At 57.1% G+C, this 13,842-nt stretch carries 12 protein-coding genes; 6 read left to right on the top strand and 6 right to left on the bottom strand.

Annotated elements, in window-relative coordinates; all coding sequences use genetic code 11:
* Positions 1-4: 4 nt before the first annotated feature.
* Together ACZ5RI_RS10710 and ACZ5RI_RS10715 are read right to left on the bottom strand one after the other, a co-directional pair.
* Positions 5-274, bottom strand: a complete 270-nt coding sequence (locus ACZ5RI_RS10710) for a hypothetical protein (protein WP_464512799.1) — start codon at positions 272-274, stop codon at positions 5-7.
* Positions 271-546, bottom strand: coding sequence for a hypothetical protein (locus ACZ5RI_RS10715; protein WP_464512803.1), 276 nt, complete (start codon positions 544-546; stop codon positions 271-273). The genes ACZ5RI_RS10710 and ACZ5RI_RS10715 overlap by 4 nt, the downstream gene beginning before the upstream one ends.
* Positions 547-748: 202 nt before the next feature.
* On the opposite strand from ACZ5RI_RS10715, the gene ACZ5RI_RS10720 reads away from it, so the two are divergent.
* Entirely contained in the window at positions 749-2,938 is a 2,190-nt protein-coding gene (locus ACZ5RI_RS10720) for a TonB-dependent siderophore receptor (protein WP_464512807.1), read from the top strand.
* A gap of 83 nt (positions 2,939-3,021) precedes the next feature.
* Positions 3,022-5,226, top strand: coding sequence for a TonB-dependent siderophore receptor (locus ACZ5RI_RS10725; protein ID WP_464512811.1), 2,205 nt, complete (start codon positions 3,022-3,024; stop codon positions 5,224-5,226).
* A gap of 43 nt (positions 5,227-5,269) precedes the next feature.
* On the opposite strand, the gene ACZ5RI_RS10730 is transcribed toward ACZ5RI_RS10725, so the two are convergent.
* Positions 5,270-5,851, bottom strand: coding sequence for a helix-turn-helix domain-containing protein (locus tag ACZ5RI_RS10730; RefSeq protein ID WP_464512815.1), 582 nt, complete (start codon positions 5,849-5,851; stop codon positions 5,270-5,272).
* 38 nt (positions 5,852-5,889) lie between these two features.
* Here ACZ5RI_RS10730 and ACZ5RI_RS10735 point away from each other — a divergent pair, with 38 nt between their 5' ends.
* On the top strand, positions 5,890-6,756 hold the full coding sequence (locus ACZ5RI_RS10735) for a DMT family transporter (RefSeq protein WP_464512820.1): 867 nt from the start codon (positions 5,890-5,892) through the stop codon (positions 6,754-6,756).
* Positions 6,757-6,765: 9 nt separating this feature from the next.
* Here the strand turns inward: ACZ5RI_RS10735 and ACZ5RI_RS10740 are convergent, their stop codons facing one another.
* Entirely contained in the window at positions 6,766-9,069 is a 2,304-nt protein-coding gene (locus ACZ5RI_RS10740) for a methyl-accepting chemotaxis protein (RefSeq protein ID WP_464512824.1), read from the bottom strand.
* 452 nt (positions 9,070-9,521) lie between these two features.
* Here ACZ5RI_RS10740 and ACZ5RI_RS10745 point away from each other — a divergent pair, with 452 nt between their 5' ends.
* Complete coding sequence (locus ACZ5RI_RS10745; RefSeq protein WP_464512828.1) at positions 9,522-10,475, top strand: LysR family transcriptional regulator; 954 nt, start codon at positions 9,522-9,524, stop codon at positions 10,473-10,475.
* Here ACZ5RI_RS10745 and ACZ5RI_RS10750 read toward each other — a convergent pair.
* Positions 10,384-10,728 carry a hypothetical protein gene (locus ACZ5RI_RS10750; protein WP_464512832.1) on the bottom strand — a complete coding sequence of 115 codons (345 nt, stop codon included), beginning with the start codon at positions 10,726-10,728 and terminating at the stop codon, positions 10,384-10,386. The two genes, ACZ5RI_RS10745 and ACZ5RI_RS10750, sit on opposite strands and share 92 nt — an antisense overlap.
* Positions 10,729-10,747: 19 nt before the next feature.
* A complete protein-coding gene (locus tag ACZ5RI_RS10755) occupies positions 10,748-11,296 on the bottom strand; it encodes a GNAT family N-acetyltransferase (protein WP_464512835.1) in 549 nt (182 codons plus the stop codon).
* Between the two features lie 127 nt (positions 11,297-11,423).
* On the opposite strand from ACZ5RI_RS10755, the gene ACZ5RI_RS10760 reads away from it, so the two are divergent.
* Both ACZ5RI_RS10760 and ACZ5RI_RS10765 read left to right on the top strand, forming a co-directional pair.
* Positions 11,424-11,639: a hypothetical protein gene (locus ACZ5RI_RS10760; protein ID WP_464512839.1), complete on the top strand. Its 216-nt coding sequence runs from the start codon at positions 11,424-11,426 to the stop codon at positions 11,637-11,639.
* A gap of 179 nt (positions 11,640-11,818) precedes the next feature.
* The gene (locus tag ACZ5RI_RS10765) at positions 11,819-13,831 is read left to right on the top strand and encodes a tetratricopeptide repeat-containing sulfotransferase family protein (RefSeq protein WP_464512843.1); all 2,013 of its coding nucleotides are present in this window, start codon (positions 11,819-11,821) and stop codon (positions 13,829-13,831) included.
* The last annotated feature ends 11 nt before the right edge of the window (positions 13,832-13,842 follow it).

Genomic DNA, 13,842 nt, shown 5'->3' on the forward strand with positions numbered 1-13,842 from the left:
TGCGTTAAAGGATCAGCAAAATGGCGGCGAGCAGCACGGCTGAGCCACCGAGCCAGCCCCAAGCGCGCACACCATTGCGAAACAAAAAACAAAAGGAAATAACCACAGCCCACACCGGCGCCATCAGCCACATGGCCAACTGCAATTTGCCAGCCCCGCCCCCGGGTACCAGATGGTAAAACAGTCCACTGGCCACCAGCGCCACGGCGAACCCGGCGATAACACCGGCGCTGAGCTTACCCAGCCAGTTACGGCTCGACAGTGGCGCACTCATGCCCCACCCCTGCGGCAAAAATAGGCGATGGTCATGGGTCCCAGGGATCCCAACACCATCAGCCACACAGCCAGCATGTATGCGGCGGTCAGCATACTGACAGCATTGCAAAGCAGTCCGTAGCTAACGACCAACGCAACAATGCCAATCACAGCGAACGACCGCCCCGCCACCGGCGCAGACAGTAATTTCTGATGCTGTGAAGACAGATAAAAACACGCCACCCCAACAAGGCCAGACAAAGCCGCCAGCCCCACAAACAACGCCACCATAAACACACCCTCAAAGGCCAAATTGCCTCATAGCAATTTGCGAATAATACACAAATGCGACACATGTGCAATTGATAATGAATTTCATTTCCAGTATACGCCACGCCCATCAAGAGCGTTAACCCCATGGGCAGCGGCCTGACTAGCAGGGATTTGAGTTTCAAGGGCGTTCAGGCCGCCAGCGGGATGAGGAATTAAGTATATGAAAAAGTTTCGTTTTTTAGCTGAGTGCAGTCTACCGCTGCTCGCCGCCACGATGATGTCTGCCCCCACGCTAGCCGATACGGCGACCGGGAATGTGCAGGAAACCGTGGTGGTCAACGCTTATCGCGCCGCGTCGAGCATCGAAGCGTCAACCAAAACCAACACGCCGCTGATCGAGGCGCCGCAGTCGGTTTCGGTGGTCACGCGCGAAGAGCTCGACGCCCGTGGGGTGCAGGATCTGAATGAAGCACTGCGTTACGATGCGGGCGTTCTGTCGGAAAGTCAGGGCATCGACAGCCGCGTCGATGATTTCTACATCCGTGGCTTTGATGCCGGTAGCTGGGGCGACAATGTCACCCTCGACGGTCTGCGCGCACCGCAGGGCAGCCAGTGGAACCGCACCAAATTCGACAGCTGGGACATGGAGCGCGTCGAAGTGCTCAAAGGCCCGTCAGCGGTGCTGTATGGTCAGGTTGCTCCCGGCGGCATGGTCAATCAGGTTTCCAAAACGCCGGTCCCCGATCAGATGCAGCAACTGCGCCTGTCGGTTGATGCGTACGGCAAATATCAGGGTGCCTTCGATGTCGGCGGCGCGGTGACGGATGATAACAGCGTGCAGGTCCGGCTGGTCGGGCTTTACAGCAACGGCCCCAGCCAGATCAAACACACCAGTCAGCAGCACTGGTTTCTTGCACCCAGCAGCAAATTCATCATCGACAACAACACCCGGCTGACACTGATGGGGTTCTATCAGCGCGATGGTGGTGGCAGCACCTTCCAGTTCCTGCCCTATGCCGGCACGATGACCAAGACCGCCTATGGCTATATCGGTACCGATACGTTTCTGGGCGAGCCCAAATGGAACCGCTATGACCGTACCATCGGCACGCTGGGCTGGCAGTTCGAACATGATTTCAGCGACAGCTGGTCGTTAAGCCAGAGCGCGCGTTACACCCATGTTGACTCGCTCTATCGCACCACGGTGGCTGGCACCGCCACACTGACCAACGACCGCATGCTGGGCCGCCGCGCCGTACAGGGCACCGGCGATTCCGAAGGCCTTACCGCTGACACCCGTCTGACCGGGAAATTCAGCACTGGTCCGCTGGAACACACTGTACTGATTGGCTTTGACTGGCAGCGGGCGCAATGGGACGGCTTACGCCAATCGGCCAAGGTTTCGACCACGGCCATCGCCATCGACGTGTTCAACCCTGTCTACACCAATTATGATTTCGCCTCAGTGCTAGTCAACCAGATCTCGCAGGCTGGCACCGACAATCAAAGCGGTCTCTACGCTCAGGATCAGATTGCCTATGGTCATTGGCGGCTGACGATGAGCGGCCGACAGGACTGGTTCCTCAACAAGACCTATAACCGGCTGACCGGCGATCTGACCAAGGTCGAGGACAACGCGCTGACCAGCCGCGTCGGACTGCTTTACCTGTCCGATATAGGGCTGGCCCCCTATGCCAGCTATGCCGAATCTTTCCAACCGTCGAGCTATACTTCTGGCGACAATTACCAAGACAAAGCCTTTTCCCCGGTCACCGGCAAACAGTTTGAAGCTGGCTTCAAATATCAGCCCAAGACCATTGATGGCATGATCACCGTGTCGGCCTATGAACTGCGTCAGCAGCATGTTGCCACCGCCGACCCGAATGAAAGCCATGACTGCGGTTCCGGTGCGGGTAGCTGTTATGTCGAAACCGGCGAAGTGCGGGTGCGTGGCATCGAGCTGGAAGGCCGCCTGACACCCATCACCGGTTTCAGCATCATCGGAGCCGTTACCCATATGGATTCGGAAATCACCAAATCCAATGACGGCACCGCAGGTAATGACATGATCCGTGTACCGCAGTGGCTGGGTTCGATATGGCTCGACTATAGCTTCGGCGCGGGCTGGCTTGACGGCCTTAGTCTGGCGGGCGGTTCACGTTATGTCAGCCAGACCTTTGGCAACACCGCCAACACGCTCAACATTCCGTCCTATGGTCTGTGGGATGCGGCGCTGCGCTATGATCTGACCAAGCTGGGGCTGGATGTCGCCGGAGCCCGTAAGATGCAGTTTTCCATCAACACCAGCAATCTGACCGACAAGCGCTACGTATCGACCTGCACCGCCACCACGGCCTGCTACTATGGCAGTGGCCGCAGCATCATGATGTCGCTGCAACTGGGCTGGTAAGGCCGTTACCTATTTTTTCCCTCTGGCATTTCCGCAGAAGTGCCAGAGGGCTTTTTTGCTGTCTGAAACTCTTGGGGAATACTATGGCACCGAAACATCGGACCAGCGCGTTATTACTGTCCGTTAGCACGGTTGGTCTTCTGGCTGCACCGGCATTGGCACTCGATGAAAACGCCGTACAGGAAACTGTGACAGTTAACGCCTATCGTGCGGCCAGCTCGATCAGTTCATCGACCAAAACCGAAACCCCGCTAATCGAAACAAGTCAGTCTGTTACGGTCATCAGCCGCGATGAAATGGATGCGCGCGGCGTGCAGGCACTCAGCGAGTCCCTGCGCTACAGTGCGGGCGTTCTGACCGAAAGTCAGGGTAACGACGCCCGCAATGACAGTTTCTATATCCGTGGTTTCAGTGATGGCAGCTGGGGCGATAATATCCTGCTTGATGGTATGCGCCTGCCACCCGGCAGCGACTGGTATCGCACCCGTTTTGACAGCTGGAACATGGAACGCATTGAGGTGGTCAAAGGGCCATCAGCCGTGCTCTATGGGCAGGTCTCGCCCGGTGGTGTGGTCAATCAGGCCAGCAAAACACCCGTTGCCGGTCAGATGCAGAACCTCAATCTTTCGGTTGATGAATATGGCAAATATCAGAGCGCGCTGGATGTCGGCACCGCCCTTACATCTGACGGCAAAGTGTTGGGCCGTTTTGTCGGGCTGTATAACAATGGCCCCGGCACCATCAACGATACCAATCAGCAGCGCTGGTTCGCCGCCCCCAGCCTTAAAGTAGCGCTGGGTGACAGAACCGAGATTATTCTGCAAGCCTATTATCAGAGTGACAGTGGCCGGGCCGAATTTGCCCTGATGCCGTATGTAGGTACAGTCAAGAAAACGTCGGGTGGCTTTATCAGCAACCGGACCTTTCTGGGTGACCCGAAATGGAGCCGCCTTAACCGCGGCGAAGCCACACTGGGCTGGCAACTGACCCACCGCTTAAACGATAACTGGCGCATCAGTCAGAGCGCCCGCTATGCCCATCTGGATATTGATTACCGCAATGTGCAGTACAATGGCGCGGGCCTGACCAATGCCACCACCATGCCGCGCCGCGCCATGAAGGGGGCTGGCGGCAGCGAAACCTACACCGCCGACACGCGGATTTCCGGCACCTTCACCACGGGGCCCATACAGCACACGTTGCTGGCGGGTTTTGATGTTCTGCATGCCCAATGGGCGCGCAACCGCTATTTCGGGGTGGTGTCTGCTTCAAAAATTGCCATCGATATCTTCCACCCGGTCTATGGCACATATGACTATGCCTCGCTGTTCAAAGCATCGGCCAACCCGACGCTCAATCTGCTGGATATCGGCCGTCAGGATCAGTTCGGGCTCTATGCGCAGGACCAGATTTCTTATGGCCACTGGCGGCTGACGCTCAGCGGTCGTCAGGACTGGTTCCTCAACAACAGCTATAACTATGTCTCTAGCGTCCGCACCAAGGCAGAAGACAACGCCCTAACCGGGCGCGCCGGTCTGCTGTACCTGTTTGATTTTGGTCTTGCGCCCTATGCCAGCTATGCCCAGTCCTTCGAACCATCAGGCCGCAGCACATCGGACAGCTACACCCATCAGGCATTTTCCCCGGTCACTGCCCAGCAGGCCGAAATTGGTTTCAAATATCAGCCCAAAACAATCGACGGATTGCTGACGATTTCGACCTATGAGCTGAAACAACAGCATGTCGCCACGGCGGACCCGGTGCAGAGCCATGATTGCGGCACCGGTGCAGGCACATGTTATGTCGAAACCGGCGAAGCCCGTGTGCGTGGCATCGAGGCAGAAGGCCGGATCTCCCCTATTGCCGGGCTGAACCTGATCGGCGCCATTACCCATATGGATTCCGCCATCACCAAAGCAAACGACACCACCAAAGGCAACGACATGATCCGCGTGCCACAATGGCTGACATCGTTCTGGGTTGACTACAGCTTTGGTGCCGGATGGTTCAACGGCCTCAGCCTGGCGGGCGGCACGCGCTTTACTGGGCGAACATATGGCGACACCGCCAACACGCTGGACATCCCCTCCTATGCCTTGTGGGATACGGCCTTGCGTTATGATCTGACCCGGCTTGGCATTGACACAGGTTCGACACGCAAAATGCTGCTGGTTATCAACGCCAGTAATATTGGCGATAAACGCTATGTCACGACCTGCACCTCGTCTGCCTATTGTTATTATGGCAGCGCGCGACTGGTCCGCGCATCAATCCAGATCGGCTGGTAATAAACAAAAGGCATGCCCCACCGGGCATGCCTTTTTCTTTCGGCTAACAGATAACATTGCGGATGAACCGCACGATACCGTCGCCGGCGTTGGCATAGCTGTAAGGCTGGGCGCTGCTGTAAATGGCAAAATCATTCGCCGCCACCATCCGCACCACGCCTGACAGTTCCAGCCGCAACGTACCCTCGATGACAAAGATCATCTCGTGCCAGCCCTGCGGGTCAGGTTCGGCGGTATAGCTGTCGCCCACCCCGAGCGACATCATCCAAAGCTGGACCTCGCTGTGTGCCGGTGCCGCCCCCAGCAACACCGCCTGACTATCCGCCGACGAGCCCCGCCAGGCCAACGCCTCGATCCGCTGGCGGTGGCGGGCCGGGTCACTGACGATATCGACAAAATCCACCCCAAGGGCCAGCGCCAGCTTATCCAGACTGGCCAGACTTATGTTTGCGCTGCCAGCTTCCAGCCCGACGATCATGCGGCGGCTGATCCCCGAAGCCTCGGCCAGTGCGGTCTGGCTCATGCCGGTTTGGGCCCGGATTCGGCGCAAATTGGCGCTGACAAAGGCCAGAACGTCCTGTGGGGCGCCGGGTTTGGGGTCTGGGTTGCGCAGTATATTGCTCATATGCTAAGAACAATCGTGTTTCGGATGTAAGATTAGCAATGCCGCGCCTCTCCCGCCAGGAAATCGTCCTTATTGGTATCACAGTTCTATGGGGTACCACCTATCTGATTGTGCACACCGCAATGCTCTATTGCGGGCCGAGCTTTTTTGTCGGCGTGCGCTTCATCACCGCAGGGGTGGCATCGCTGTTCCTGTTCCGCCGCTCGCTGGCCCACACGACCAAACAGGAAGTCGCTGTCGGCTTTGGCATCGGCATCATCATTCTGCTGGGCTACTTTTTTCAAACCCTTGGGCTTAAAACCGTTACCAGCAGCCAGTCTGCCTTTATCACCGCGCTGTTTGTGCCGTTTGTGCCGATGCTGCAATGGCTGCTGTTCAAACGCTTCCCCAACCAGATGCGCTGTATCGGCATTATCACGGCCTTTGCCGGTCTGATGCTGCTGACCGGAGCCAAGGCCCAGGGGATGACCTTCAGCATGGGGGAATTCGTCACCCTGCTATCGACCATCGCCTTTTCGGCCCAGATTGTACTGATCAGCTATTTCGCCCCAACCGTCGACAGCCGCCGCGTGACGATTATCGAGCTGTGGGTTTGTGGCGTGCTGTCACTGTTGCTGATGCCGGTCACCGGCGAAGCCATGCCCACCTTTTCGTGGATCTGGCTGGCGGCAGCGGTGGGATTAGGGCTGGCCACATCAGGCATTCAGCTGGCCATGAACTGGGCGCAGAAAACCATCAACCCGACGCGGGCCACACTGATCTATGCCGGGGAACCGGTATGGGGCGGCATCGTTGGCCGCCTGGGCGGCGATCGCCTGCCCCCACTTTCCTTTGTCGGGGCAGGCCTGATCGTCATTGCCGTCATTGTCAGCGAACTGAAACCTTTTCGCTGGCGTAAGTCTTAGGGGCAGGACTTAAGCCGCCATCTGGCGACCGGCAGCCCGATGACCAATCTGGAAACGAGACACCAGATCGGCCATCTGGCGGGCATATCCGGCCAGAGCTTCGGCGGCAGCATTGCTTTCTTCGGCCATGGCTGCGTTCTGCTGGGTCGACTGATCCATCTGACTGACGGCACTGTCGATCTCGCCCAGCGCATTGGCCTGTTCGCGCTGCGACGAGGCCAGTTCACCCATCAGGCCGCTGATCGCTGCGATATCCTCGACAATCTTGCCCAAGGCACCGCCACTTTCTTCGACCAGTTTGACCCCGGATTCGACCTGGGTCTCGCTGGCATTGATCAGCGTCTTGATTTGCTTGGCGGCTTCGGCCGAACGCTGCGCCAACGCCCGCACTTCCGAGGCCACCACGGCAAACCCACGTCCGGCCTCGCCGGCACGGGCGGCTTCGACACCCGCGTTGAGGGCCAGAAGATTGGTCTGGAACGCGATCTCGTCGATCACACCGATGATCTGCGAAATCTCGCTCGACGATTTGGCAATCGCCCGCATAGCACCGACGGCTTGGTTCATCACGGTATTACCGCGCTCGGCATTCTGCTTGGCACCACCCGCACGGCTGTTGGCCTGAACCGCACCTTCGGCTGAACGGTTGACCGTCGAAGTGATTTCATTGACGGCTGCCGCGGTTTCTTCCAGTGCAGCCGCCTGCCGTTCCGTGCGCATGGCCATTTCCTGCGCACCATTGCGAATTTCCCCGCAATTGTTGGCAATATCCGAAGCGCTGGCATCGATTTCGCCCATAGCAGATTCAAGCTGATTGAGCGCGTTGTTGAAGTCGCTTTGCAGGCCGCGATATTCTTCCGGCATCTGTTTGTTGATACGATAGGTCAGATTACGTTCGGCCAGCGCTTTCATGCCTTCACCGAACGACGACACCACCAGTTCCACACCAGCCAGACGGGTGGCTTCCTCGGCCTCCTTCTGGGCCTTCTCGTTGGCGATACGGTCAAGCTCGCGCTGTTTAGCGGCTTGTTCGCGTTCAATGCGGTTGCGTTCCGACGTCGCAATGGCGGCGTTGAAATTGTCTTTCAGGCCGATATAGGCGTTAGGCACCTCGGCGGTCAGCCGGAAAGACAGGTTTTCTTCGGCCAGCGCTTTGAGCCCCTCGCCAAACGTACTGACCACCAACTGTTCGGCCTGATGCATGGCATGGGCTTCAGCTTCTTTCTGTGCCGCTTCAGAAGCTATGCGATCGGCCTCGCGTTGTTTGGCCGCTTCTTCGCGCTCGATAATATCCAGCTTCATCTGAGCAAGGGTGGCAGCGATGCGCCCGGTCTCGTTGGTATCGTCGAGATAGGGTACTTCGACGGTCTTGTCGCCCTGTCCTAACCGGGTCATCGCCTTGTCAAGTTCGGAAAACCGCTTGGTCAGCCCCAGGGTCACCGCAATGATCAGCAGGATGGACGGGATCACAAAGAACAATGTCACCAGCAGCGTCGTATACATGCTGCGGCGCGCACCAGCGACATGCTGGCCAGTTAGGCGAACGAAATCTTCACCAGTTGCCTGCGCCAGCGCGGTAAAGGCCTTACTGAAAGCCAGCCGATACGACATGAAGTCGATATCTTTTTTATCTGCAGATGTATTGGCGGCAACATCCATGGCCGCCTGCTCCAAGTTCGCCGCCGCATTTTTCAAGGCATCCAGCTTGGGCTTGAGCGCAGCCGAGGTCTGACCGGTTTTGTCATAACGAAAAATGGAATCGTAATCGCTCATCAGGCTGCTTTTGCGTGACTTATAACGATCGATAGCCATTTTGATTGTCATACTGCGGTCAGCACTGGGCGGCAATTTGACCGCCTGATACATCAGATCAATCGACACCAGCCACAGCGGAAAATCCTTAGTATAAGAAAAACCGACATAATAACTGTCGGAATTAGGGTCGAGCTCGATACCCGAATTGTTGGAAATGCGCACCGTCAGGGGGCCGACAGCCTTGCGCCGCAAAGAGTTGTTCGGTGCCTCGATCAGGTCCTTGGCCTCTTTCGCCGTATCAAATTCGGCGTCATAGACCTCGTGCCCTTTCATCAGCGCATCATTGGCTTTTTGCGTCTGCAAATTTGAGCTTTGGACATAGTCCCAGATCATCGCGACATAGGACGCACCGCGCAGCTCTTTTTGCTGAGCATTAATCGCCTCATTGCCATTCATAACGCCGATAATGGCCACCGCAAAAGCGAAGATGACAAATAGCGCACCAACAACGGATAGGCGTAGCCCGATGGATAAGCGCTGGTTGATAAAACTAAACATTGCGGCACCCCACAGAGTTGCGCGCACAGATATATGCTTTCCGGCCTTTATAAACTTTGAATAGTAATGGTTATCAATCTCTTATAGATTTCAAAACGTCTTAACCTATACGAAGACATTCAATTTAAGCAATTTAGCCAGCTACTCGCGGCGATAGGGCAAATGCAGCCCTATAAAGGTCTGTTTTTCCGAGATTTGTGTCGCATACAGACATGCCCCGTCACGTTTTGGCCGTATCTCTTGGTAAAGATAGCAACCATACAGGGTGGTGCCCCAGCGTATCCGCATGAGGTTTGACTACGCCTGATCAATTGCTTAAAGCCGGAATCTAATAACCATTACAAAGTGTAACGAGGGTATTGGTGGTACAGCCGTTCGATCTCTCACAAAAAACGCTCAACCGTTCCCCGCTTGATGATCCCCGCTTGCTCAGCGGCCCATTTTGGGGCGAATTGCGCATATTCCTGGCGGTGGCCAAGGCCAAATCCTTCAATAAGGCGGCAGAAGAGTTGCACATGAGCCAGCCCACGGTGAGCCGTCAGGTTCGCCGACTGCAGGATCTGATTGGTTCGCAACTGGTCGTCTCGTTACAAAACACCATCAAACTAACCCCGCAAGGCAAAGAGCTGGCAGAAGCACTCATCGCGCTTGATGAAAAGCTGTTTGAAATTTCGCAGGAGCTTAAAGCCGAAAACAAGGAAGCCGAAGGGCTAGTGCGTGTCAGTGTCACCGAAGCGCTGGCCGGGTTGTTCATCGCCCCCAAGCTGTCCTGCTTCTCCGCACGCCACCCCAAGATCCAGCTGCACATCCGCAACCCCAGCAACCTGACCGCCTTTCGTGATAACCTGACCGACATCATGATCGGCTATACGCCCGGCGGCAGTGGCGTCACATCGACACCGCTCGGCTATATCCACCTGATTCCTCAGGCCAGCCGCGGCTATATCGAGCGCTATGGCATGCCGACGCGCGCCAATCTGGAATCCCACCTGTTCATCGATACGGAATACTACACCGCTAGGACAGAGGTGTGGCAAAGCTGGCATAAAGCGATCGCCCGTGGCGACATCGCCCATTATTGCGATAACTCGTTTGCTTACGGATTATTGGTCAAGTCGGGCATCGGCATCGGATTACTGGGCAGCTATGCGCTATCCGACCCCGCCCTGCTGCCGCTGGAGCTTGGCGTACATGTTACCCTGCCGATACATGTACTGGCCCTGGCCGACCGGCTGCAGGCCAAGCCCGTGCGCCTGGTCTATGACTGGCTACAGGAGATTTTCAGCCCCGACATCCCCTGGTTTGCGCCGCAGCTTACTTTGCGCGATCTACCGGTAGATTTGCTAGCAGCGACGACAGAGCGTCTTCTCGCGGGCCCTCACACATCTCGGCATCCGACAGAATAAAACGCCGGATATCCTCGGAGAAATTCATATAAAGATTGCCGATGTCTTCGCACAGTTCGGCCAGCTCGGGCAGCACTTTATTGTCGCCACTCAGCAGCCGCTGGATCGCCAGATTGTGCACCTCGTTAATCTCTTTGAGGTAATCGAAATAGCGCCGAACCGATTTTTCCCGGTCCATGCGCGGCCCGCGGGTATTCGGTGTCCCGGTTTTCTTTGGATTAAAACCCTCGGCTTCCAGGCGCGCGTCAACCATCTTTGCTCCATTCATATCTTCAGTGTCTTTCTTCGTATTTGGCCGCGTGATCCCAGTCCCCCTCGGTGCGGAACAGCACCGCCGGATCCGTTGCCATGGTGATAGCGTTTTCCGGAACATCCAGATGCTTGATCATTTCGACATGTGGTTCGCCATGATAGTAGGCTGGGGCCTTACCGGGCACCGGTTCAAAACCCAGTAGCGTACACCACATCCGGGCATAGGTCGGCGAAGCATGTGTGATGACCTGAGTATAACCCTTGCGTGCAATGTGGGCGAAGACAAACGCCGCCGTCATCTTCAGATAGCGGGCGCTGCGATAAGCTTTGCGAAAACCTGTACGCTCGATCTTGGCAAAATCGCCAAACCAGCGGATCCGCAGGGCCCCGATCGGTTCGTCCTGGTAGTAAACGATAACATGGGTCGCCTGTAGGTCGTTGCCGTCGAACGCGTGATCGATCGGCAAGCCGGTATCTTCCATGAAACTTAAAGCCCGTATGGCATAAGCATGCTGCAACTGCTCCAGGGTCGTGACGATTTCAATCCTGACCGCATTATGCTCACGCACGTCGCATCCGTTTATTGACATCGTTTAAATTTAGCCCCATCCCATTCTGCAATGATTTTCGGCTATTTGACGCGTCTTGCGCAGATGCTGGAAATTTGAGCCACTCTTCATAAATGTTGAGCGATAGATGGAACCGCACGCGTCACTTGCGAATTTGGTCGAGCAATGGTGTAGCGAAGCCGCCAGCCGATGGGGTGACGACTGGTCCAAAATCGCGGCCCATATTGCGGCATGTTATGCGGCGCTTGATGCCCCGCAGCGCCAGGCGCTCGAAGCAGAAGCCGCCATTACCCTGGCTAATTTGACGACACATACCGACAGGGCATCGGATCGCAGTCAGTAGACTGGCCAATTCCTCCTTGTAGGGAGGAGCGCCACGGCATGCCCCGCCCCGAGCCAAGCGATGTGTTTTTAAGCATTCCGCAAGGCTGCTTAAAGCCGCGCCACACCCGGCACCATCCGGCTTGCACAGCACCTGCACACCCCCTACTGTCTCGCAGGGTCTACATGTGGGGTGGGAAAATGAGCCTTGATTCGGCACCGCAGGGCACACTGCAAACAGCGTTGGAGCATACCCATCGCCTGTTGGCACATAAGCCCGCTTTGGCGGAAGAGCAGGCCCGCGAAATCCTCAAAAGCCTGCCCGGCAACCCGGATGCAGAATTACTGCTGGCCATGGCGCTCAAAGAACAGCACAAGCCGCAGCAAGCCCTCGCCATTGTCGAGGCACTGGCCGTCAGATATCCCTTTGCCGCAGCAGTGCAGTATGCACTGGGGCTCATCAAGACCGACCTTGGCGAACAGGGGGCCGCGCTGATGGCGCTGCGCGAAGCCACCCGGCTTGATCCCGGCCACGGCGCGGCATGGCGTGCGCTGGGCGATCTCTACACCCTGACAGCAAACCCAACAGCTGCCGATGCGGCGTATGCCCAGAATGTGCGCGCCTCGATCCGGGACCCCGATTTGATGCAGGCGGCCGGTGCACTGTGCGAAGGCCAGCTTGATATCGCAGAACGTCTGTTGCGCCCCTTTCTCAAGGAACATCCGACCGACGTGGCGGCAATCCGCATGCTGGCGGAAATCGGGGGGCGGCTCGGTCGCCTCGATGAAGCCGAAGCTTTGCTGCAACGTGCACTAGAGCTGGCCCCCAGCTTCGATGCCGCCCGCCACCACTATGCCATTATCCTGCACCGCCATAATAAGCCGCTGCTGGCGCGCGAGCAGATCGACACCCTGTTACAGCACGATCCGCGCAACGCAGCGTACCGTATTCTGCAAGCCTCAATCCTCGCACGGCTGGGTGAGCATGAACAGGCAATTGCCGCCTATCGTGCCGTGCTGGCCGATCACCCCAAGCAACCCAAGGCGTGGATGAGCCTGGGGCACACCCTGAAGGCGGCGGGCCACAGCGAAGACAGCATTGCCGCCTACCGGCGCAGCATCGTCGAACAGCCCTCGCTCGGGGAGGCCTATTGGAGCCTGGCCAACCTCAAAACCTTTCGCTTTGATGCGGCAGAAATCAGCGCCATGCAAATGCAATTGCAGCGCCACGATATTTCTGCAGAGGATCGCCTGCATCTGCATTTTGCCTTAGGAAAAGCGCTGGAAGATGCGCAGGACTTTGCACCCGCGTTCCAGCACTATCAGTCCGGCAATGACTTACGGCGCAAGGATCTTGAATACCGCGCCGAAGATACCGAAGCCTTCTGTGATCGCCTTAAAACGGTCTTGACGCCGGAATTCTTTGCGGCGCGCACGGGCTGGGGCTGTCAGAGCGCCGATCCGATCTTCATCGTCGGCCTGCCCCGCTCCGGCTCAACGCTGGTCGAGCAGATTCTGGCCAGCCATTCGGCGGTCGAAGGCACGTCCGAACTGCCCGACATTATGGCGATCGCCCGTAGGCTGGGCGGTAAGGACACACGCATTGAGCTGTCCGACTATCCCAACTGCCTGAACGCGCTGACAGCGGCAGACTGTGCCACCTTAGGGGAGGAGTATCTGAGCCGCACCCGGATACAGCGCAAAACCGCCCGTCCCTTGTTCATCGACAAGATGCCGAATAATTTCCTGCATAGCGGGCTGATCCATCTGATCCTGCCACGGGCCAAAATCGTCGATGTGCGCCGCGGTGCCATGGCCTGCTGCTTTTCCTGTTTCAAACAACATTTCGCCCGCGGTCAGGGCTTCACCTATAGCCTTGATGATATCGGGCGCTATTACGCCGCCTATGTCGGGCTGATGGCGCATTACCACCACGTGCTGCCCGGGCGCATCACACCGGTGCGGTATGAAGATCTGGTTGCCGATCCCGAGGCGCGTGTCCGGGCGCTGCTCAGCGCCTGCGGTCTCGACTTCGAGGATAGCTGCCTGCATTTCTACAACAATCCGCGGCCGGTACGCACTGCCAGTGCCGAACAGGTGCGCCAACCGATTTACAGTGATGGAATCGATCACTGGCGTTCGTTTGAACCATGGCTAACCCCGCTAAAAGATGCGCTTGGCCCTACTTTGGCTGAGGATTATTGCTCAATCTGAACAAGAATTGA

The organism is Micropepsis pineolensis, assembly GCF_055392125.1.

Coding starts and splice junctions, on each gene's coding strand:
- ACZ5RI_RS10710 (WP_464512799.1), bottom strand. CDS start 274: ATGAGTGCGCCACTGTCGAGCCGTAACTGGCTGGGTAAGCTCAGCGCC.
- ACZ5RI_RS10715 (WP_464512803.1), bottom strand. CDS start 546: ATGGTGGCGTTGTTTGTGGGGCTGGCGGCTTTGTCTGGCCTTGTTGGG.
- ACZ5RI_RS10720 (WP_464512807.1), top strand. CDS start 749: ATGAAAAAGTTTCGTTTTTTAGCTGAGTGCAGTCTACCGCTGCTCGCC.
- ACZ5RI_RS10725 (WP_464512811.1), top strand. CDS start 3,022: ATGGCACCGAAACATCGGACCAGCGCGTTATTACTGTCCGTTAGCACG.
- ACZ5RI_RS10730 (WP_464512815.1), bottom strand. CDS start 5,851: ATGAGCAATATACTGCGCAACCCAGACCCCAAACCCGGCGCCCCACAG.
- ACZ5RI_RS10735 (WP_464512820.1), top strand. CDS start 5,890: ATGCCGCGCCTCTCCCGCCAGGAAATCGTCCTTATTGGTATCACAGTT.
- ACZ5RI_RS10740 (WP_464512824.1), bottom strand. CDS start 9,069: ATGTTTAGTTTTATCAACCAGCGCTTATCCATCGGGCTACGCCTATCC.
- ACZ5RI_RS10750 (WP_464512832.1), bottom strand. CDS start 10,728: ATGGTTGACGCGCGCCTGGAAGCCGAGGGTTTTAATCCAAAGAAAACC.
- ACZ5RI_RS10760 (WP_464512839.1), top strand. CDS start 11,424: ATGGAACCGCACGCGTCACTTGCGAATTTGGTCGAGCAATGGTGTAGC.
- ACZ5RI_RS10765 (WP_464512843.1), top strand. CDS start 11,819: ATGAGCCTTGATTCGGCACCGCAGGGCACACTGCAAACAGCGTTGGAG.